Genomic DNA, 18,800 nt, shown 5'->3' on the forward strand with positions numbered 1-18,800 from the left:
CGCCTACTAGACTTTGACCCAACACCCGGTATCCATCACCGGGTGGTGACCCGAGGAGCCCACCTTGGCTGCTGAGCTGCACGTCGAGCTCGTCGCCGCGGACCGTAGTGTCTGGTCCGGCGAGGCCACCCTGGTCGTCGCGCGCACCGCGTCCGGCGACATCGGCGTCATGCCCGGTCACCAGCCGCTGCTCGGTGTGCTGGAGTCGGGCCCGGTGACCATCCGTACGAGTGAGGGAGGAACGGTCGTCGCCGCGGTGCACGGCGGTTTCATCTCGTTCGCGGACAACAAGCTGTCGCTGCTGGCCGAGATCGCCGAGCTGTCGGACGAGATCGATGTCCAGAGCGCGGAGCGGGATCTCGAGCGCGCGAAGGCGGAGGGCGATGCCTTTGCCGAGCGTCGCGCGGACGTCCGACTGCGAGCGGTGGCGGCACGCTGAACCCAGCGCGCCACAGGACATGACTCAGCCGCGGCCAGGACCGGAACTTTCTCCGGACCGGGTCGCGGCTGAGGCGATGCGGGTGCTTTTTCCCTTTCCGTTACCTAGGAGACGAGGAGGTCGGTGTCGATGGTCCTCGCTCTGACTGTGTGCGGGTTGGTAGTCGTACTGGTGGCGGTCGGACTCTTCGTCTTCGGCCTGCGCCGCAGGCTGATCCAGCGTTCCGGTGGCACCTTCGACTGCAGCCTCCGCTGGAACACCCCCGAGAAGGGCGACACCAGCGGCAAAGGCTGGGGTTACGGCATCGCCCGCTACAACGGTGACCGCATCGAGTGGTTCCGCGTCTTCTCGTACGCACCCCGCCCGCGCCGCATCCTGGAACGTTCGGCGATCGAGGTGGCCGGCCGGCGTGCCCCCGAGGGCGAGGAGGAGCTGGCGCTGCTCTCCGACGCGATCGTGCTCGCCTGTCTCCACCGGGGGACAAGGCTCGAACTGGCGATGAGCGAGGACGCGCTGACCGGTTTCCTCGCGTGGCTGGAGGCGGCCCCGCCCGGGCAAAGGGTCAACGTGGCATGAAAAGCGTGGGTGCTCCCCCGGACCGCCGTCCGGGGGAGCACCCATGTCGCATGGTCTTCTGACTACTTCAGACCGGTGTTGATCGCGCTCACAAGCTCACCATCACCGGTGTCGCCGCTGAACTCCCAGAAGAACGCGCCGCCCAGGTTCTGCTTCTTGGCCCAGCTCATCTTCCCGAGGACCGTCGCCGGAGTGTCGTAGGACCACCAGTCGCTGCCGCAGTGCGCGTACGCCGTGCCGGCGATCGTGCCGGTGGCCGGGCATGACGCCTTGAGGACCTTGTAGTCCTCGAAGCCCTCTTCCCAGATTCCCGCCGCGGGTCCGGTGGCCGTGCCGCCCGGGGCGTCCTGGGTGACGCCGGTCCAGCCGCGGCCGTAGAAGCCGATGCCGAGCAGCAGCTTGTTCGAGGGGACGCCCGCGTCCTTGTACTTGGCGATCGCGGCGGCCGAGTTGAAGCCCTGTGCCGGGATGCCCTTGTACGAGGTGAGCGGGGAGTGCGGGGCGGTCGGGCCGTTCGCCGCCCAGGCGCCGAAGAAGTCGTACGTCATCACGTTGTACCAGTTGAGGTACTTCGCGGCGCCCGCGTACTCGGCCGCTTCGATCTTGCCGCCGTCGGAGGCGTCAGCGGTGACGGCCGCGGTGACCAGGTTCTGCGAGCCGAACTTGGCGCGCAGGGCCTTCGTCATGTCCTTGTAGGCGGCGGCGCCGCTGGTGTCGCAGGTCAGGCCGCAGGCGTTCGGGTACTCCCAGTCGATGTCGATGCCGTCGAAGACATCGGCCCAGCGCGGGTCCTCGACCAGGTCGTAGCAGGACTGGGCGAAGGCCGCCGGGTTCTTGGCCGCCTCCGTGAAGCCGCCGGACCAGGTCCAGCCGCCGAAGGACCACAGGATCTTGATGTTCGGGTACTTGGCCTTCAGCTGGCGCAGCTGGTTGAAGTTGCCCTTCAGCGGCTGGTCCGCGGTGTCGGCCTCGCCGGTCACCGAATTGTCCGCGGAGACCGGCATTTCGTAATCGGCCCACGAGTCGCCGATCGCGCACTTGCCGTCGACGACGTTGCCGAAGGCGTAGTTGATGTGGGTGACCTTCTCGGCGGAGCCGGACGTCACCAGGTTCTTGACGTTGTAGTTGCGGCCGTAGACGCCCCATTCGATGAAGTAACCGAGTTTGACCTTGGCGCTGGGACCCGGAGCGACCACACCGTCTGATGCGGACGTGGCAGCCGTGGCAGCCGTGGCGGACGTGGCAGCCGTGGTGGTCGCGGTCTGGGCGGGGCTCGCGAGGGCGACCAGGCCGGCGAGCGGCAGCATCAGGGTGGCGAACCCTGCTGCTGCCTTGTGTCTGAAGCGCATGCTGCGCCTCCTTGAGGTTGTTGGTGCATGCGTGAGCGCAGTGCCGCGAGAATAGAAAGGTCTGGACCATCGGTCAATAGGTCTGGACCAGTGACTGTGCTCAGTCAGCCCGGGGCGCCCGCCCCGGCTCAGTCGGCCCGGGTGTCCGCGCACGCTCAGTCGGTGTCCGCCCCCTGGTCAGACACCCAACTCCTGTGCCAGCACGGCCGCCTGGACCCGGCTGCGCAGTTCGAGCTTGCCGAGGAGCCTGCTGACGTGGGTCTTCACGGTCGCCTCGGCCATCGCCAGCCGGTCCGCGATCTCGGCGTTGGACAGCCCGTTGCCCAAGCAGGACAGCACCTCGCGCTCGCGGCGGGTGAGGGAGTCCAGCACCGACGGGTCCGTCCCCGGCTCTCGTACCGGCTTCGCCGCGAACTCGGCGATCAGGCGCCGGGTCACCGCGGGCGCGATCAGCCCCTCACCCCGGGCCACCGTCCGCACCGCCGCGAGCAGGTCCTGCGCGTCCGTGTTCTTGAGCAGGAACCCGGCGGCGCCGGCCCGCAAGGCGCCGAAAACGTACTCGTCGAGGTCGAAGGTGGTCAGTACGAGCACATCGGCGAGACCCTCGCCGACCACCTCACGGGTCGCGGAGACGCCGTCGAGGCGGGGCATCTGCACGTCCATCAGCACCAGATCGGGCCGGAGTTCACGCGCCAGCGCGACCGCCTGTTCGCCGTCGGCCGCCTCGCCGACGACCTCGATGTCGGGCGCGCTGCGCAGGATCAGGACGAGCCCGGCCCGTACGGCGGACTGGTCCTCGGCGACGAGCACGCGGATCATTCGGTTCCTCCCAGGGTGGTCGGCAATGTGGCGTGTACGGTCCAGATCTTGCCGCCCGGCGCGCTCTCGGGGCCGGCTTCGAAGCTGCCGCCGAGCAGCGCGATCCGCTCGCTCATGCCGACGAGCCCGGCGCCCGAGCCGGGTGCCCGTGGCGCGTCACGGTCGCCGTACGGGCTGGTCACCCGTACCGAGAGCGACCCGTCCCGCTGGGTCAGTGCCACGAGGACCCGGCCGGGGGAGGCGTGCTTGAGGGCGTTGGTCAGGGACTCCTGGACGATCCGGTAGGCGGCGAGCTCGACCGGCGCCGGGAGTCTGTCGTGGGTGGCGTCGAGCGAGACGTCGAGGCCATTGGTGCGCGCGCCCTCCACCAGCGCGCCTAGGCCGTCGAGGGTGGGCGCCGCGGCCGGCTCCGTCTCGCCGCTGTCGTCCCGGAGTATGCCGATCAGCCGCCGCATCTCGGCGAGCCCCTCGACGCTGTTCTCGCGGATGACGGCGAGGGCACCCTTCGAGGTGCCCGGGTCGTCGAGCGAGAGCGCGGCCGTGGAGTGGATGGCGATCGCGGACAGGTGGTTGGCCACCATGTCGTGCAACTCCCGTGCCATCCGTGCCCGTTCGGCGACGACGGCCTGGGAGCGGTCCATCTCGGCGAGCAGAGCGGTCTGTTCGGCGCGCAGCCGTGCGGCCTCGGCGGCGTCGCGGTGGTTGCGCACGATCCAGCCGGTGGCCGCGGGTGCGAGCGCCACCACGCCGACGGCCACGCCGATCAGCAGCGTCTCCGGTTTGCGCAACACCGCGGCCGGCACCACCGCGCTGACCACCGTGACCAGTCCCGCGATCCAGGGGATGCGGCGAGCGGAGGCGGGTTGCCCGTACAGCACGGCCGCGTACATCAGGTCCGTGAACATGACGACGGTGACCAGGTTGCCCTGGGTGACGGTGTCCAACGTCAGCGCGGCGATGCCGACCAGCAGGGCGGTGCGCGGGCGGACCCGGCGCAGCACCTCGCAGCCGGCGGTCACGACGAGAGGCACCAGGACGGGCCAGCGCCCGTCCCAGAGCACGATCGGCTCGTCGGCCGGCCGGGTACCGAGCCCCAAGCCCCACAGGAGAAGCCCGCCCAGCAGTCCTCCGACCGCGATCCGTAAATCGTCGCGGTGGGGGCGGGGGAGTCGTACGGCCATGCGTCCATCCAACACGGCGTATGCGCCCGTCGCGTGATGCCGGGGGACGGTCTGCGGCTACATCGAAGGATGCAGTGGCGTTTCGTCACTCGCGACGACGCGTCGGCCGAGCGGCGCCGGGAGCCTGGAGGGGTGACCGAGAGGAGCGAGCCGTGATCGTCACACTCATCATCGCCTGCGAAGTCGCCTTCTGGGTGCTCTTGGCCGCGGGCCTGGCCGCGCGCTATCTGTTCAAGATGCCGCGGACCGGCCTCGCGCTGCTGCTGTGCGAACCACTGCTCGAACTCGTGCTGTTCGCCGTCTCCGCGATCGACCTCAAGAACGGCGCCGATCCCGACTGGAAGCACGGTCTTGCCGCCGCCTACATCGGCTTCACGGTGGGTCTGGGGCACTCCACGATCAAATGGGCCGACGCCCGGGTCGCCCACCGTTTCGCGGGCGGACCGCCGCCGGTCAGGCCGCCGAAGTACGGGGCGGCCCGCGCGGTCCACGAGTGGCGGGTCGCGGGCCGCTGGATCACCGCGGCGGTGGTCGCGCTGGCGCTGCTCCAGGCCGCGATCTGGTACGTCGGCTCCGCCGGCGACACGGGTTCGCTGCGCGACTGGCAGTCGAAGATGCTGTTCCTGATCGGCCTCAACGTCGTCATCGGGCTCGTCTACACGTTGTTCCCGAAGAAGGCTCCGTACGGCAAGGAGTCTCCGTACGGGGAGAAGGTCCCGTACGGAGCGAGGTCAGCGCTCCCCGCCCGGGACCCAGAGCACGTCCCCGACGTCCTTGTTGGCCGTCCGCGCAAGGACGAACAGTAGGTCCGACAGCCGGTTCAGGTAGGTAGCCGTGAGCGGGTTCATCACCTCGCCGTGCACCTCCAGCGCCGCCCACGTCGACCGCTCCGCCCGCCGCACGACCGTGCACGCCTGGTGCAGCAGTGCGGCACCGGGTGTGCCCCCGGGCAGGATGAAGGAGCGCAGCTTCTCCAGCTCGGCGAGGAAGCGGTCGCAGTCCGCCTCCAGCTTGTCGATGTAGAACTGCTCCACGCGCAGGGGCGGGAACTCCGGGTTCTCGACGACCGGAGTGGAGAGGTCCGCGCCCACGTCGAAGAGGTCGTTCTGGACGCGGGTGAGGATCTTGACGACGTCCTCGCCCAGCCCGCCCAGGGCGATCGCCGTGCCGATGACCGCGTTCGCCTCGTTCGCGTCGGCGTACGCCGCGATCCGCAGATCTGTCTTGGCGACCCGGCTCATGTCACCGAGGGCGGTGGTGCCCTGGTCGCCGGTCCTGGTGTAGATGCGCGTCAGATTGACCATGTGGCCAGCGTAGTTATGCTCCGGCCTTCCGGAACACTCGTGTGCCGACTGTCACGGCTAGCGTCGCGAAGCAGAGGGCCACGATCACGCCGTACAGCATGGACGCCGTCGCGTACTCGCCCACGTACGCGTCCCGCACAGCGTCCACCAGATAGCGCACCGGCATGAAGCGTGAGAGCACGTCCAGCCAGCCCGGGGCCAGGGCCATCGGCAGCATCAGCCCGGACAGCAGCATCGACGGCATCGTGATCGCGTTCATCACCGGACCGAACTCCACCGGGGTCTGCACGGTCATCGCGAACGCGCAGGAGAGCGCGGCGAGCGACACGGAGAGCAGCCCCACGAAGGCGAAGCCGATCAGGACGCCGGCCAGGGGCGCGCGCAGGCCCATCGCCACCGCCGCCAGCACCAGCAGCACGGACTGGAGGACGAAGAGCAGGGCGTCGCGCAGTACTCGCCCGAGCAGCAGGGCCAGCCGGCTGACCGGCGTCACCCGCATCCGCTCGAGTACTCCGGTCTGCTTCTCGATGATGATCGCGAATCCGCTGAAGGCGGCGCCGAACAGGCTGAGCTGGAGCAGCAGCCCGGGGACCAGGACCTGCCACGACGAGCCGTGTGAGCCGAGGGGCAGATCGGTGAGCAGCGGTCCGAAGAAGAGCAGGTAGAGAAGCGGCATGAGGATGCCGAAGAGCATCTGGAACCTGGAGCGCAGGGTCTGGCGGGCGTACCGGCCGAAGACCAGCGCGGTGTCGTGCAGCAGCATGAAGAGTCCTGTGAGTCCTGTGAGTCCTGTGAGTCCTGGGGGAGGGCTAGACGGCGACGGGGGTCTGGTCCTGGGGCGCGGGGCTGCGCCCGGTGATGGCGAGGAAGGCGTTCTGGAGCGTGGCGTCCACCGACCCGGCGTACTTGAGCTTGAGCGCGCTCGGCGTGCCCTCGGCGACCACCGTGCCCTTGTCCACGATCACCAGACGGTCGGCGAGCGCGTCCGCCTCGTCGAGGTAATGCGTGGTCAGGAAGACCGTGGTGCCGTACTCGTCGCGCAGCCGCCGTACCAGGGCCCACAGGTCGGCGCGGCTGCCCGGGTCGAGCCCGGTCGTCGGCTCGTCGAGGAAGAGCACCTCGGGCCGGTGCATCAGGCCCATCGCGATGTCCAGTCGGCGGCGCTGGCCGCCGGAGAGCGTGGCGCACTTGCGGTCCAGGAGCTCGGTCAGCTCCAGTTCACCGGCCAACTCCTCGGTCCGAGCGATCGCCTGAGGCTTCGTCAGGCGGTAGAGGCGCCCCTGGGTGACCAGTTCCTCGCGTACGGAGATGGTCGGGTCGACGCCGCCGGACTGGGCGACGTAGCCGGTCTTCTCGCGTACGCCGCCGGGGTCGCGGGCCAGGTCGCAGCCCGCGACGGTGGCGGCGCCGCCGGTGGGCGCGAGCAGCGTGGTGAGCATCCGGAGGGTGGTCGTCTTGCCGGCGCCGTTGGGTCCGAGGAAGCCGAGGATCTCGCCCGGCCGGACGGTGAGGTCGATGCCCCGAACCGCCTCCACCGGGCCGCGTTTGGTCTGGAAGGTCCGGGCCAGGCCGGCCGTACTGATGATTGCCATGCCCACAAGAAAAACAGAGTCACTGAAATTTTGCAACGACCCCAAGTTTTAAGAGAGTCCATTGAGGGCTACGATGAGGGCATGGCAGAGGGGCTCAGGGAGCGGAAGAAGCGCCAGACCAGGCAGTACATCTCCGACGTGGCGACCGGTCTGTTCCTGGAGCGCGGCTTCGATGCGGTGACGATCGCAGAGATCGCGGAGGCGGCGGACGTCTCGGTCAATACGGTCTACAACTACTTCCCCAGCAAGGAAGACCTGTTCCTGGACCGGGCCGAGGGTGTCGTCGGCAGACTCTCGCGCTATGTGCGGGCCCGGGACGTGGGCGAGTCGGCGGGTGCCGCCGTGCTGCGAGAACTGCGCGCGGAGGTCGAGGCGGTGTCCCCCCGGGTCGGCCTGATGGAGGGCTACGACCGGTTCATGAAGGTGATCCATGGCGCGGCCGGGCTCAAGGCCCGTCTCTGGTACATCCAGCAGGAGGTGCTCGACAGGCTGGAGGCGACACTGCGCGAGGAGACGGGGGCGGGCGAGAGTGACCCGATGCCCACCCTGGTCGCCGGTCAGCTCGGCTGGGTGCAGTCCACCCTCATGGCCATGATCGGGCGCGCGATGGTCGCCGGAGGCAAGCCCGCCGAAGTGTCCCGCGAAGCCCTCGGTCTTCTCGACGACATGGAAGACCTTTTGAGTGAGAAGGTCCTCAACTACGCCGTACGAGCGGCGGAATGACTGCTGCCGGTGTGACGTCCGTCAGATGAGACGTGACGCGCATTACTTACCGGTCACACAGCCCCTCACGAGCGCTAAGGTCCGCCGGAGAGGGACATATAAACGGCGTGTTAGGGGAGTCGGACTGTGGCACGGAAGCTTGCCGTCATCGGCGCCGGACTCATGGGTTCCGGTATTGCCCAGGTATCCGCACAGGCGGGCTGGGACGTCGTCCTGCGCGATGTCACCGATGAGGCACTGACCCGTGGCACCGACGGCATCAAGGCCTCGTACGACAAGTTCGTCGGCAAGGGGAAGCTGGACGCCGCCGAGGCGGAGGCCGCACTCGCCCGGATCACCGCGACCACCGACCTGGACGCGGCCGCCGACGCGGACATCGTCGTCGAGGCCGTCTTCGAGAAGCTGGAAGTCAAGCACGAGATCTTCCGTACGCTCGACAAGTTGGTGCGGGACGAGACCGTGCTCGCGTCCAACACCTCCGCCATCCCGATCACCAAGATCGCGGCGGCCACCGAGCGTCCGGAGCGCGTCGTCGGCGTTCACTTCTTCTCGCCGGTCCCCATGATGCAGCTGTGCGAACTCGTGCGCGGCTACAAGACGAGCGACGAAACCCTCGCCACCGCGCGGGCGTTCGCCGAATCCGTCGGCAAGACCTGCATCGTCGTCAACCGCGACGTGGCCGGCTTTGTCACGACGCGGCTCATCTCGGCGCTCGTCGTCGAGGCGGCCAAGCTCTACGAGTCGGGCGTGGCCACCGCCGAGGACATCGACCTCGCCTGCAAGCTGGGCTTCGGCCACGCCATGGGGCCGCTCGCCACCGCCGACCTGACGGGCGTCGACATCCTGCTGCACGCCACGAGCAACATCTACACGGAGTCCCAGGACGAGAAGTTCGCCCCGCCGGAACTGATGCGCCGCATGGTGGATGCCGGTGACATCGGCCGTAAGAGCGGGCAGGGCTTCTACACGTACTGACTCTGTGTCGGCCTGTACTGCCGTCACCCTTCGGAGTGATTTCGGTATCGGTTCGCTTACAGAGGGCAACTTCTGCCCCTGTAAGGCAGTCAGTCCTGGCACAACACAGGACACGGAAGACATACGGAAGACGCGGAGCACGAAACGCACTCTCGGGGAGCGCATATGCACATCAGGGGCGACCACGCCGAGCTGGTCGTCGGGGGCCGCCTCGACGTAGTCAGCGCGGCGGACGCCCGTACGGTCCTGCACTCGGCTGTCGACGACGGAGTCGGCGACCTGGTGCTCGACCTGTCAGAGCTGGACTCCTGGGACGCCACCGGGCTCGGTGTCATCATGGGGGCCCACCGGCGGGCGGGGCGGTGCGGCCGAACGCTTGTGCTGCGCGGCGTACCGCCGCAAATGCAACGCCTGCTGGTGGCGACCCGTTTGCACCGGATCCTGGCGATCGAGGGTGGCATCGGGGTGGAGTCGCTGCCTCGGGTCTGAAAGCCCGGAGTGAGAGCACCGGGCCGCCGCCTGCCAGGTGAAACGTGCGGTGAGCGCAATCCTCATGAAGCTGTGACGTCTCGGACGGCTCCGTACCCCCTGTGTTCGTAGATACTGAGAAAAGGTTTAAGGTTCGGCTGCCCGCCGCTCCACAAACCCATGAGCGGGCACCGGACCAGAAGCGACAGCGCAGTGTGCGGCAAGGCCGGGAGGGGCTCGGCACACGACGCTTTTGGGGGGCTTGGACCTATGGACCCGACGAACCGGGGACCTGAAGAGTACGGCCATGACGATGACGGCCAGGCGCCTCGCCAGCGCCCGCCGCGCGATCCGATCACGTACGCCCTGGGGCAGGGGAACGCCCAGCACGCTTCGGCACTGGCCCGCACCGTCCAGCTTGTGTCGGGCGACTTCCTGCTCACCGTCAACCCCGTCGACGGCAGTGAGATAGAGCTCTGCCCACCGGGAGAGCGGCCGGGAACGCCCACCAGGTTCACGCCCGCCGAGCGCGCCGAACCGGCCCGCGCCACGCGGCCGCCCGTACCGCCCGGGCCGGCCCAGCCCAGGCTGCCGCTCCTGGAGCGGCAGGAGGAGCGTGAGCGGCTTGTACGCCTGCTTGCGCGCGGGCGCTCCGTACGGCTGACCGGGCCCTCGGGCTCGGGCCGCACCGTGCTCCTCGACGCCGTCGCCGACGACTGCGCGGACCTCGCGCCCGACGGTGTCGTGCGTCTCAGCGGACACCGCCGCACGGCGAATGATCTGCTGCGTGACCTCTTCGCGTCCGTCTACAGCACCCCGCTGTACCGGCCGGAACAGGACGAACTGCTCGCGCTCGTCCGCGAGATCGGCGCGGTCGTCATCCTCGACGACGTGGAGTTCGGCGGCAGCGCGCTGGACGAACTGCTCGACGCGACGCCCGAGTGCGCCTTCTTGATCTCCGCGACGCCCGACGTCGCCGCGCCGTCCGCCGATTCCCTCCTCGAAGAGATGTTCCTCGGCGGTCTCGGCCGGGCCGGCGGGCTCGAACTGCTCGAACGGGCCGTCGGACGCGTACTGACCGACAACGAGGCGGACTGGGCGGGCGACCTCTGGTTCGAGTCCGAAGGGCTGCCGCTGCGCTTCGTGCAGGCCGGCGCGCTGCTGCGGCAGCGCGACCAACTGCGCGCCGACCCGAACGCCTTCGACGAGTTCGGCTACTTCGAGGACGCTCCCGTGGACGCGCCCTTCGACGCCGAGGACGGCCACGACGTACCGCTGCCGTCGCTCGCCGAGGGTGCCGCACCCGCCGAGCTGCTCGCGTCCCGGCTCAGCGAGTCGGCGCGCAGCACGCTGCGGTTCGCGGTCGCGCTGGGCGGCGAGGTGCCGCACCAGGCGCATCTGCCCGCGCTCGTCGGCGACACGCACGCGGACGCCGCGCTCGCGGAGCTCGTCGGCTGCGCGCTCATCACACCGGTCGGCTCGCACTACCGGCTCGCGGCCGGCGTGCAGACCCAGCTGGAGGCGGTCGGGTACGCGTCCGACGCCGAGGAGAGGGCGCGCGCCGCGGCCGAGCACTACGCCTGGTGGACGGGGCATCCGTCGGTCACCCCGGAACGGGTCACCGCCGAGGCGGACGCCGTGCTCGCGGCGCTGAGCGCCCTCGTGCCGGTCAGCGTGCCACCGGCCGACGACGAGGAGGAGAGCGTCGCCGTGCGGCTGGCGCGCTCGGCCGCGCCCGCGTTGGCCGCGGGGTTGCACTGGAGCGCCTGGGAGCGCGCGCTGCGCTGCGGTGCCGAGGCGTCCCGGCTCACCGGTGAGGTCTCCGATCAGGCCTACTTCCACCATGAGTTGGGCATACTCGCCCTCTGCGACGGACAGTTCGACCGGGCCCGCGCCGAGCTGGAGACCTCCATCGGGCTGCGCGGCGCCGTCGCCGACAAGCGCGGCACGGTCGCCGGCCGGCGGGCCCTGGCGCTGGTCGCCGACCGCTCCGGAGTCACGCCGAGCGGGCTGGGCTCGCCGGCGGGCGAGGAGGTGTCCGGCGCGCGTTACGAGGAGTCGGCGTCGCCCCCCGGTGGCGTACCGGCCGCGTTTTCCGCGGTCCCACCGGTCCCGGCGCCCCAACAGCCAAGCGACCCCTCGACGTTGGTCACGCACCGGACGGGGCCTTCCGCTGCGCCGCGGCCGGGTGGTGTCAAGCGTCTGGTGAGCGGCACCCGGCGCAATCTGGTGGCCGCGAGCGCCGGCGCGCTCCTTGTCGCCGTGCTCGGCACGGTGGTGACGCTCGGCGCGACCTCGAACAACGACAACACCCCGTCGGAGAAGGTCGGCGTCAACCCGTCGGCGAGCGCGGGCGAGGACGGCGGTGGCCTCGGAGCGGACGAGCCGAAGAAGGACGGCGGCGACGCGGGTTCGACGAGCCGCCCGACGGACCCGGGGGAGGACGGGGTGCTGGGCACTTCGGACGATCCGACGCCGCCGAGCGGTACGGGCGGGGAGCCGTCGGACGACCCGAGCGGGTCGAAGGACCCGAGCGACCCGCCCCGGTCGACGTCGAAGCCTCCGTCCTCACCGAAGCCGCCCTCGAGCCCGCCGGCGTCCTCGCCGAGGCCGCCGTCAAGTCCGCCACCGTCCTCGCCGAGGCCGCCGTCGAGCCCGCCGGCGAGCAGCCCGGAGCCGTCGGACCCCCCGTCGTCGCCGGAGACCTCGGACTCGGCCAGCGGTCCGGCCTCCAGCGCACCGGCTTCCAGCCCGGCCGAGAGCAGCTCCGCGAGCGGCCCGGCGGACAGCGACGCGCCGGGATCGCCTGGCGGGTCCGGCACGGCCGATACGCCGACGGTGATCTGACGACGGAGATCTGACGACGGAGACCTGACGATGGTGATCTGACGACGAGCACATGGCACATGGCAGAGGGCCGGGTCCTGTCGGCGGACCCGGCCCTCTCGTCGTCGGACAGACGGGTCAGAACAGCCGCAGCTTGTCGTCCTCGATGCCGCGCAGTGCGTCGTAGTCGAGCACCGTGCAGCCGATGCCGCGGTCGGTGGCGAGTACGCGGGCCTGCGGCTTGATCTCCTGGGCCGCGAAGATGCCGCGTACCGGTGCGAGGTGCGGGTCGCGGTTCAACAGCTCCAGATACCGCGTCAGTTGCTCCACGCCGTCGATCTCGCCGCGCCGCTTGATCTCCACGGCGACCGTCTGTCCCTCGGCGTCCCGGCAGAGGATGTCCACGGGACCGATGGCCGTCATGTACTCGCGGCGGATCAGCGAGTAGCCCTCGCCGAGGGTCTCGATGCGGTCGGCGAGCAGCTCCTGAAGGTGTGCTTCCACGCCATCCTTGATCAGGCCGGGGTCCACGCCGAGCTCGTGCGACGAGTCGTGGAGGATCTCCTCCATCGTGATGATGAGTTTCTCGCCCGCCTTGTTGCTGACGGTCCACACGGCTGCCGTGTCCCCGTCGTCTCCCGGCCCCTCCTTCACAGTGCAGGGCGGAGACATCCAGTTGAGGGGCTTGTAGGCCCGGTCGTCCGCATGGATCGAGACACTGCCGTCCGCCTTCACCAGGACGAGGCGGGGGGCCGACGGGAGATGGGCGGTGAGCCGGCCGGCGTAGTCGACGGAGCAGCGGGCAATGACGAGACGCATGGTCGGCAACGCTACTCGACGGGTGGCGGTCCGCGCGATTCGCCTACCGGCGACGCCCCACTGCCCCGTGGAGAAGCGCAGGTTCGCACCTTTTACCTCTCCCTTTGCCGCGTCCCTTTCCTGAATGCGAATCGTCGCGTCGCGCCCATTTGCCAGCGGCAAGTGCTGTTCGAAAGTGGCCGGTTGTGTGCACATTGGGCCCTGTCTGTGTTCCAGATGTCCTGGTGCGATCAAGAACAGTTGCCTACCGTATAAACGGGAGGTCGCGGTGCGTATACGCAGCGTGTTCGATGGTCGGCCTCCCTCCCTGTCAGTCAACCCCCTCTGGCGAGAGGGGGTGCGAGAGGAGAACCCATGTCGCTGGACGTCTCACCGGCCCTACTCGAAAAGGCCGAGCGAGGCGAGGTCGACGAAGCGGAATTCGTCGACTGCGTCCGGACCTCCCTGCCCTATGCATGGGAGATGATCAGCTCCCTGGTGGCCCAGCTGAAGGTGGACGGCGGCCAGTTCGCCGACAACCAGACACCGCCACCGGACGAGCAGGCACGTGGCCAGCTGCTGCGTGCGCTCGCGAGCGACGCGATACGCGGTGCGCTGCAGCGGCACTTCGGAGTGCGGCTGGCCTTCCAGAACTGCCACCGGGTGGCCGTGTTCCCGCTGGACGCGTCGGTGGACGACACCCTGACGCGTTTCACCTCGGTGCGAAGCCAACTGCTGAACCAGTCTCCGGAGTTCCGGGACTGCTGACCGCAGCGATGCCGCATGGCTTGCCGCCCCGCACGTGGGAGGTGCATCTGGTACCGGGGCGGCAAGCTTCCCGTGGCGTCGGCCTGTTCAGCCCGGCTGAGGGGCCGTTCCGTGGATCCGTTCTGCGGGCCCGATGGTGGACCCGTTTGTGGATCCGTTTGTGGATCCGTTTGTGCGGCCGTTCACCGCAGGCGGGGCAGCACCTCGGCGCCCAGGCGTCGTACGTTCTCCTCCGTGGCGGCGAGGTCGCCCGAGCCCTCCACGAGGAGTGCGAAGCGCGTGATGCCCGTGCGTTCCGAGGTGGCTGCCAGGCGGTCGGCGCACAGTTGGGGCGTGCCCACCGGGTGCAGACCGCAGAGCAGTTCGGTGTAGGCCAGTGGGTCGCGCATCGCGCGGGCGCGGCCGTCCACCGTCACATGGGCTTCGAGTCCCTGCTTCAGCCAGCCCGGCATCGCCTTGAGGAGCGCTTCGGTCGCGTCGGTGCGGCGGTCCGCGATCTGTGCGACACCGGCCGAGACATGGGCCGCGCCCGCGATCTCGTCGGACGAGCGCCCCGCGGCCCGCGCGCAGGTGCGCCACAGCGCGACCATCTCCGCCTTCTCCTCGTCCCCGACATGCATACCGAGCAGCATCGACAGGCCGCGCTCGGCGGCCAGCCGGACGCTCGCCGGTGAGGTGCAGGCGACGACGACCTCCGGCCCGTCCCCGCCCGTCAGGGCCTCCGACGGCCTGGGGACGACGGGGACTTCACGGAAGGCGAAGCGCTTGCCCTCGCCCGAGACGGAGGGTTCGCGCAGCCAGCGAACCAGCAGATCGAGTGATTCCGGGAACCCCTTCTCGTACGCCTCGAGACCCGCCCCGAAGACCTCCAGATCGACCCACGGGCCGCCGCGCCCCACCCCCAGCGAGAAGCGTCCACCGGACGTCACATGCAGCAGCGCGGCCTGCTCGCCGAGCGCCACGGGGTGTGCGGTGGGCAGCACGCTGACCGCCGTGCCGACCCGGATGCGACGGGTGCGGCCGAGCAGTAACGCGGCGAGTGTGACCGCCGACGGGCATGTCCCGTACGGCACGAAGTGGTGCTCTGCCAGCCATATCGTGTCGAGCCCCGCCTCCTCGGCGACCTCCGCCGAACGCACCGCGCGGTGCAGCGCCTCCCCCTGGCCCTGCCCCGGGAACTGGGCTGCCAGTACAAAGCTTCCTACGCGCATCGCACTCCTGCCTCCTTGGCGCCGACGCGACTCCCCCAACCCGCATAACCGTCTGACACGTGCCAAAGACACGGCTTGGCGGGGAGATTGGCGGATTGTCTGCAAAGTGAGCCGGTCGTGCGGCGGCTCTGTGGGGCTCGGTGAGGTACGTCTACCCACGGTTGCGCCGCGTAGGCTGGAGGCGGCCCGTGCTCCCTGTAAAAGCTCGTGAGGTGTCCTGTGTCCCCGCGCCGTAATCGTCCCAAGGGCGCCGACTCGTCAGGCCGGAGAGGGGGCGAGGACCGTTCCGACCGCTACGGCGGCTGGCAGTCCACGGAGAGCTGGCAGGGCGATGAGTGGAGCGTGCGCCATGTGGCGGGCGCGAGCGCCGAGGGCAAGACCTACCGCTGCCCGGGCTGCGACCAGATGATCCCCTCCGGTCTCCCGCACGTGGTGGCCTGGCCCGCGCACGCGGGCGTGGACGACCGCCGCCACTGGCACAAGGCGTGCTGGAACGCGAAGGACCGCCGCACCACCCGGGTGCAGCGGTCCCGCAGCGGGCCGAGGTTCTGAGTTCCTCGCACGTACGTCGGTCAGACGTCCCGCTTCTCCAGCAGGGCGTAAGCGGCGACGAACGCGACGGCCGTCACGCCCAGAATGATCCACAGCGGATCCCAGCCGGACGGACCGGTCCGGCTGAGCGAGTTGTCGTAGAAGACGCTGAGCTGGTTCGGGATCGAGTACTCGAAGAGGGCGTCACGGAGGTCGCTCAGCGACTCCGCGAACATGAACATCGCGATGACCAGCGGAGCGAGCACCGTTCCGATCATGATGGTGATGGCGCCCGCCGAGTGCCGGACGAGCGACCCCACGACGAGCGAGAGCAGTCCGAGCAGCGCGATGTAGAGCCCGATCCCGACCGTGCCCTTCAGCCAGTCGTCGCCGGTGGGCTTGTCCGCGCCGGTGCCGTCCAGCATGGCCACCTGGGCGAAACCGACGAACGCGGCGGACACCACCGTCATCACGAACGCGACCACGAAGAACACGATCGCCTTCGCCGCCAGCACCCGTCCCCGGCTGGGGCAGGCGGTCATCGTGGTCCGGATCATGCCCGTGCCGTACTCGGAGGCGGTGGTCAGTACGCCGAGCGTGATGATGCACATGCTGCCGAGGAGCAGCCCGAAGAAGCCCAGGGACAGCGGGTTCTCGCCGGACAGGTCCGGCGACGAGGAGGAGACGGCCGCGCCGGCGGCGAGGCCGATGCCGACCACGAGCAGGACGAAGACGCCGAGCGTCCACATCGTGGAGCGCACCGACCTGATCTTCGTCCACTCCGAGGAGAGGGCGTGTCCCAGGTGCGTGCGGACGACAGGGATCGGCGAGGTGTACGAAGGGGCGGGCGCCGCCTGCCAGTTGGGCGCGGCCTGCTGCGGCGGCATCGAGGGCTGGGGTGCGGCCTGCTGCGGCATCGGGGGCTGGGGCGTGCTCATCGGGCGTCCTCGGGCTTGGTCAGGTCGGAGATGGGGGTCCCTCCCTGCTCGAGCGGAGCCGAGAGCTTGGGGGAGGGCTGCGCGGGGGCGGCGGGCTGAGCAGCGGCGGCGGAGGGCTGCGCGGCCTGGGCGTACGGGTTCGGCCCCCCGGTGCTGCCGGGTGCGGCAGGCGCTGCAGGCGCGACCGGAGCCCCGTACGGGTCGGCGGGCTGCCCCTGCGGCATCGCGAACGGCTGCCCGCCCTGCTGGGGCGGCGGCGGGGCGTACCAGCCCGGCTGCCCCTGCCCGGGCACCGGCATCTGCGGCGGCGGCACGGCGCCCGGCGGCATCTCCTGCTGGAGGCCCGAGCGCTGGTCGATGGTCGAGCGGTAGTCGACGGCGCCCTGGGTCATCCGCATGTACGCCTCCTCCAGCGAGGCCTGGTGCGGTGACAGTTCCCACAGGCGTACATCGGCGCCGTGCGCGAGGTCGCTGATGCGGGGCAGCGGCAGACCGGTGACGCGCAGCGCCCCGTCCTGCTCGGGCAGCACCTGGCCGCCCGCCTCGGTCAGCGCGGCGGACAGCTTCTCGCGCTGCTGCGGCTCGGTGTCGGGCGTCCGTACGCGCGCGAAGTCCGCGGAGTTGGCGGAGATGAAGTCCTTCACGCTCATGTCGGAGAGCAGTTGACCGCGCCCGATCACGATCAGGTGGTCGGCGGTCAGCGCCATCTCGCTCATCAGGTGCGAGGACACGAAGACCGTACGGCCCTCGGCGGCAAGGGACTTCATGAGATTACGCACCCACAGGATGCCCTCGGGGTCGAGGCCGTTGACCGGCTCGTCGAAGAGCAGCACCTGCGGGTCGCCGAGCAGCGCGGCCGCGATGCCGAGCCGCTGGCCCATGCCGAGCGAGAAGCCCTTGGAGCGCCTCTTCGCCACGTCCTGCAGACCCACGACACCGAGCACCTCGTCCACGCGGCGGGCCGGGATGCCCGACAGCTGAGCGAGACACAGCAGGTGGTTGCGGGCGTGCCGGCCGCCGTGCACGGCCTTGGCGTCGAGGAGCGCGCCGACCTGGCGGGGCGCGTTCGGCAGCTTCCGGTACGGGTAGCCGCCGATCGTCACCTGCCCCGAGGTGGGGTTGTCCAGGCCGAGAATCATCCGCATCGTCGTCGACTTGCCCGACCCGTTGGGCCCGAGGAAGCCGGTGACGGCACCCGGCCGCACCTGGAAAGAAAGGTTGTACACGGCCGTCTTCGCGCCATAGCGCTTGGTCAGGCCGACTGCCTCGATCATTCTCCGCACCCATCGAAAGGTTCAGGACTTCGGGCACACGCCCCCGTAAGGGTTAGGAGGATAACCGGGAGCTGACGGTTCCCTACAAGAGCGAGCAAAATCCCCCGGGTCCGGCCGACTCCATCAGCCCGTCCTGCCCCCGGCCCTCTCTACGCGTCCCGCTTCTTCAGCAGCGTGTACCCGCCCAGGAGCGCCACCGCCACCCACAGCACCATGATCCCCAGGCCGCCCCAGGGCCCGTACGGGGTGTCGTTGCCGACCGGAGTGACCACCTGCATGATCTTGCTGCCGGCCTGGTCCGGGAGGAACTGTCCGACCTTCTTGGTCGCCGAGACATTGCCCAGGATGGCGGAGATCAGGAAGAAGAACGGCATCAGGATGCCGAGCGACAGCATCGGGCTGCGCAGCATCGCCGCGACACCCATCGAGAAGACCGCGATGAGCGTCATGTAGAGGCCGCCACCGATGACCGCGCGCAGTACCCCCGCGTCGCCGAGCGACGCGCTGTGCTCGCCGAGCATGGCCTGACCGAGGAAGAAGGTGACGAAGCTGGTGGCGAGGCTGACGACGAAGGCGAGCGCGGTCGCCACCGCGAGCTTGCTGAACAGGAAGGTGCCGCGTTGCGGGACGGCCGCGAGCGAGGTGCGGATCATGCCGGTGCTGTACTCGTTCGAGACGACGAGCACGCCGAACACGATCATCGCCAGCTGGCCCAGACTCATGCCCGCGAAACTGATGAACGTGGGGTCGAAGGACAGCCGTTCCCGCGGGCTCATGGTGGCCCACTCGTCCGCGGACAGGAGCGAGATGAGCATGCCGAGCGCGACGGTGACCACAGCGGCGAGACTCAGTGTCCACACGGTGGACGCCACGGACCGGATCTTGGTCCACTCGGACTGGACGACCTGCGTCGCGGCCATGGTTCAGCCCTCCTTCCAGTCGCTGCCCCAGCCCTGCCTCGACGCGGGCGCGACGGCGTCCGGCAGGCCGGCGCCGGGCGGGCCGCTGCCGGGCGGGCCGCTGCCGGG

At 69.8% G+C, this 18,800-nt stretch carries 19 protein-coding genes and 1 pseudogene; 9 read left to right on the forward strand and 11 right to left on the reverse strand.

Features of this window, described 5'->3' with window-relative positions:
* Window positions 1–64 precede the first annotated feature (64 nt).
* Entirely contained in the window at window positions 65–439 is a 375-nt protein-coding gene (locus tag FE633_RS42780) for a F0F1 ATP synthase subunit epsilon (RefSeq protein WP_138050571.1), read from the forward strand.
* A gap of 129 nt (window positions 440–568) precedes the next feature.
* On the forward strand, window positions 569–1,015 hold the full coding sequence (locus FE633_RS42785; protein ID WP_138050572.1) for a DUF2550 domain-containing protein: 447 nt from the start codon (window positions 569–571) through the stop codon (window positions 1,013–1,015).
* Window positions 1,016–1,077: 62 nt separating this feature from the next.
* On the opposite strand, the pseudogene FE633_RS42790 reads toward FE633_RS42785, so the two are convergent.
* The 3 genes and pseudogenes from FE633_RS42790 to FE633_RS42800 all read right to left on the reverse strand — a co-directional run.
* Window positions 1,078–2,196: pseudogene (locus tag FE633_RS42790) on the reverse strand (glycoside hydrolase family 18 protein); the annotation flags it as partial.
* A gap of 345 nt (window positions 2,197–2,541) precedes the next feature.
* The gene (locus tag FE633_RS42795) at window positions 2,542–3,183 is read right to left on the reverse strand and encodes a response regulator (protein ID WP_138050574.1); all 642 of its coding nucleotides are present in this window, start codon (window positions 3,181–3,183) and stop codon (window positions 2,542–2,544) included.
* The gene (locus FE633_RS42800) at window positions 3,180–4,364 is read right to left on the reverse strand and encodes a sensor histidine kinase (RefSeq protein ID WP_138050575.1); all 1,185 of its coding nucleotides are present in this window, start codon (window positions 4,362–4,364) and stop codon (window positions 3,180–3,182) included. The genes FE633_RS42795 and FE633_RS42800 overlap by 4 nt, the downstream gene beginning before the upstream one ends.
* A gap of 152 nt (window positions 4,365–4,516) precedes the next feature.
* Between FE633_RS42800 and FE633_RS42805 the strand changes: the two genes are divergently transcribed.
* The gene (locus FE633_RS42805; RefSeq protein WP_138050576.1) at window positions 4,517–5,170 is read left to right on the forward strand and encodes a hypothetical protein; all 654 of its coding nucleotides are present in this window, start codon (window positions 4,517–4,519) and stop codon (window positions 5,168–5,170) included.
* Here the strand turns inward: FE633_RS42805 and FE633_RS42810 are convergent.
* Genes FE633_RS42810 through FE633_RS42820 form a run of 3 tightly spaced genes read right to left on the reverse strand, consistent with a single transcriptional unit; the run spans window position 5,096 to window position 7,260 of the window.
* A complete protein-coding gene (locus FE633_RS42810; RefSeq protein WP_138050577.1) occupies window positions 5,096–5,668 on the reverse strand; it encodes a cob(I)yrinic acid a,c-diamide adenosyltransferase in 573 nt (190 codons plus the stop codon). The two genes, FE633_RS42805 and FE633_RS42810, sit on opposite strands and share 75 nt — an antisense overlap.
* Window positions 5,669–5,681: 13 nt before the next feature.
* Complete coding sequence (locus tag FE633_RS42815; protein WP_138050578.1) at window positions 5,682–6,431, reverse strand: ABC transporter permease; 750 nt, start codon at window positions 6,429–6,431, stop codon at window positions 5,682–5,684.
* Window positions 6,432–6,477: 46 nt separating this feature from the next.
* Window positions 6,478–7,260 (reverse strand): ABC transporter ATP-binding protein, encoded by a 783-nt coding sequence (locus FE633_RS42820; protein WP_138050579.1) that lies wholly within the window; start codon window positions 7,258–7,260, stop codon window positions 6,478–6,480.
* A gap of 81 nt (window positions 7,261–7,341) precedes the next feature.
* Between FE633_RS42820 and FE633_RS42825 the strand changes: the two genes are divergently transcribed.
* From FE633_RS42825 to FE633_RS42840, 4 genes are all read left to right on the forward strand, one after another.
* Window positions 7,342–7,983, forward strand: coding sequence for a TetR/AcrR family transcriptional regulator (locus FE633_RS42825; protein WP_138050580.1), 642 nt, complete (start codon window positions 7,342–7,344; stop codon window positions 7,981–7,983).
* A gap of 126 nt (window positions 7,984–8,109) precedes the next feature.
* Entirely contained in the window at window positions 8,110–8,958 is an 849-nt protein-coding gene (locus tag FE633_RS42830; protein WP_138050581.1) for a 3-hydroxyacyl-CoA dehydrogenase family protein, read from the forward strand.
* 165 nt (window positions 8,959–9,123) lie between these two features.
* The gene (locus FE633_RS42835; protein ID WP_138050582.1) at window positions 9,124–9,447 is read left to right on the forward strand and encodes an STAS domain-containing protein; all 324 of its coding nucleotides are present in this window, start codon (window positions 9,124–9,126) and stop codon (window positions 9,445–9,447) included.
* A 249-nt stretch (window positions 9,448–9,696) separates the two neighbouring features.
* The gene (locus tag FE633_RS42840; protein WP_138050583.1) at window positions 9,697–12,273 is read left to right on the forward strand and encodes an ATP-binding protein; all 2,577 of its coding nucleotides are present in this window, start codon (window positions 9,697–9,699) and stop codon (window positions 12,271–12,273) included.
* Between the two features lie 117 nt (window positions 12,274–12,390).
* Here FE633_RS42840 and nucS read toward each other — a convergent pair whose 3' ends face one another.
* Complete coding sequence (gene nucS, locus FE633_RS42845) at window positions 12,391–13,071, reverse strand: endonuclease NucS (RefSeq protein ID WP_138050584.1); 681 nt, start codon at window positions 13,069–13,071, stop codon at window positions 12,391–12,393.
* Window positions 13,072–13,425: 354 nt separating this feature from the next.
* Between nucS and FE633_RS42850 the strand changes: the two genes are divergently transcribed.
* Window positions 13,426–13,818, forward strand: a complete 393-nt coding sequence (locus FE633_RS42850; protein ID WP_138050585.1) for an SCO5389 family protein — start codon at window positions 13,426–13,428, stop codon at window positions 13,816–13,818.
* A 182-nt stretch (window positions 13,819–14,000) separates the two neighbouring features.
* Here FE633_RS42850 and FE633_RS42855 read toward each other — a convergent pair whose 3' ends face one another.
* Window positions 14,001–15,029, reverse strand: coding sequence for an LLM class flavin-dependent oxidoreductase (locus FE633_RS42855; RefSeq protein WP_138050586.1), 1,029 nt, complete (start codon window positions 15,027–15,029; stop codon window positions 14,001–14,003).
* A gap of 219 nt (window positions 15,030–15,248) precedes the next feature.
* Between FE633_RS42855 and FE633_RS42860 the strand changes: the two genes are divergently transcribed.
* Complete coding sequence (locus FE633_RS42860) at window positions 15,249–15,581, forward strand: ATP/GTP-binding protein (RefSeq protein ID WP_138050587.1); 333 nt, start codon at window positions 15,249–15,251, stop codon at window positions 15,579–15,581.
* A gap of 20 nt (window positions 15,582–15,601) precedes the next feature.
* Here FE633_RS42860 and FE633_RS42865 read toward each other — a convergent pair whose 3' ends face one another.
* The 3 genes from FE633_RS42865 to FE633_RS42875 all read right to left on the reverse strand — a co-directional run bounded on the left by FE633_RS42865 (window position 15,602) and on the right by FE633_RS42875 (window position 18,692).
* Complete coding sequence (locus FE633_RS42865) at window positions 15,602–16,498, reverse strand: ABC transporter permease (protein ID WP_138050588.1); 897 nt, start codon at window positions 16,496–16,498, stop codon at window positions 15,602–15,604.
* Entirely contained in the window at window positions 16,495–17,772 is a 1,278-nt protein-coding gene (locus FE633_RS42870; RefSeq protein ID WP_138050589.1) for an ABC transporter ATP-binding protein, read from the reverse strand. The genes FE633_RS42865 and FE633_RS42870 overlap by 4 nt, the downstream gene beginning before the upstream one ends.
* Window positions 17,773–17,921: 149 nt before the next feature.
* Window positions 17,922–18,692, reverse strand: coding sequence for an ABC transporter permease (locus FE633_RS42875; RefSeq protein WP_138050590.1), 771 nt, complete (start codon window positions 18,690–18,692; stop codon window positions 17,922–17,924).
* Window positions 18,693–18,800 lie beyond the last annotated feature (108 nt).

Origin of the sequence: Streptomyces montanus, from assembly GCF_005786655.1 — a bacterium.
GTDB lineage: Bacteria > Actinomycetota > Actinomycetes > Streptomycetales > Streptomycetaceae > Streptomyces > Streptomyces sporangiiformans.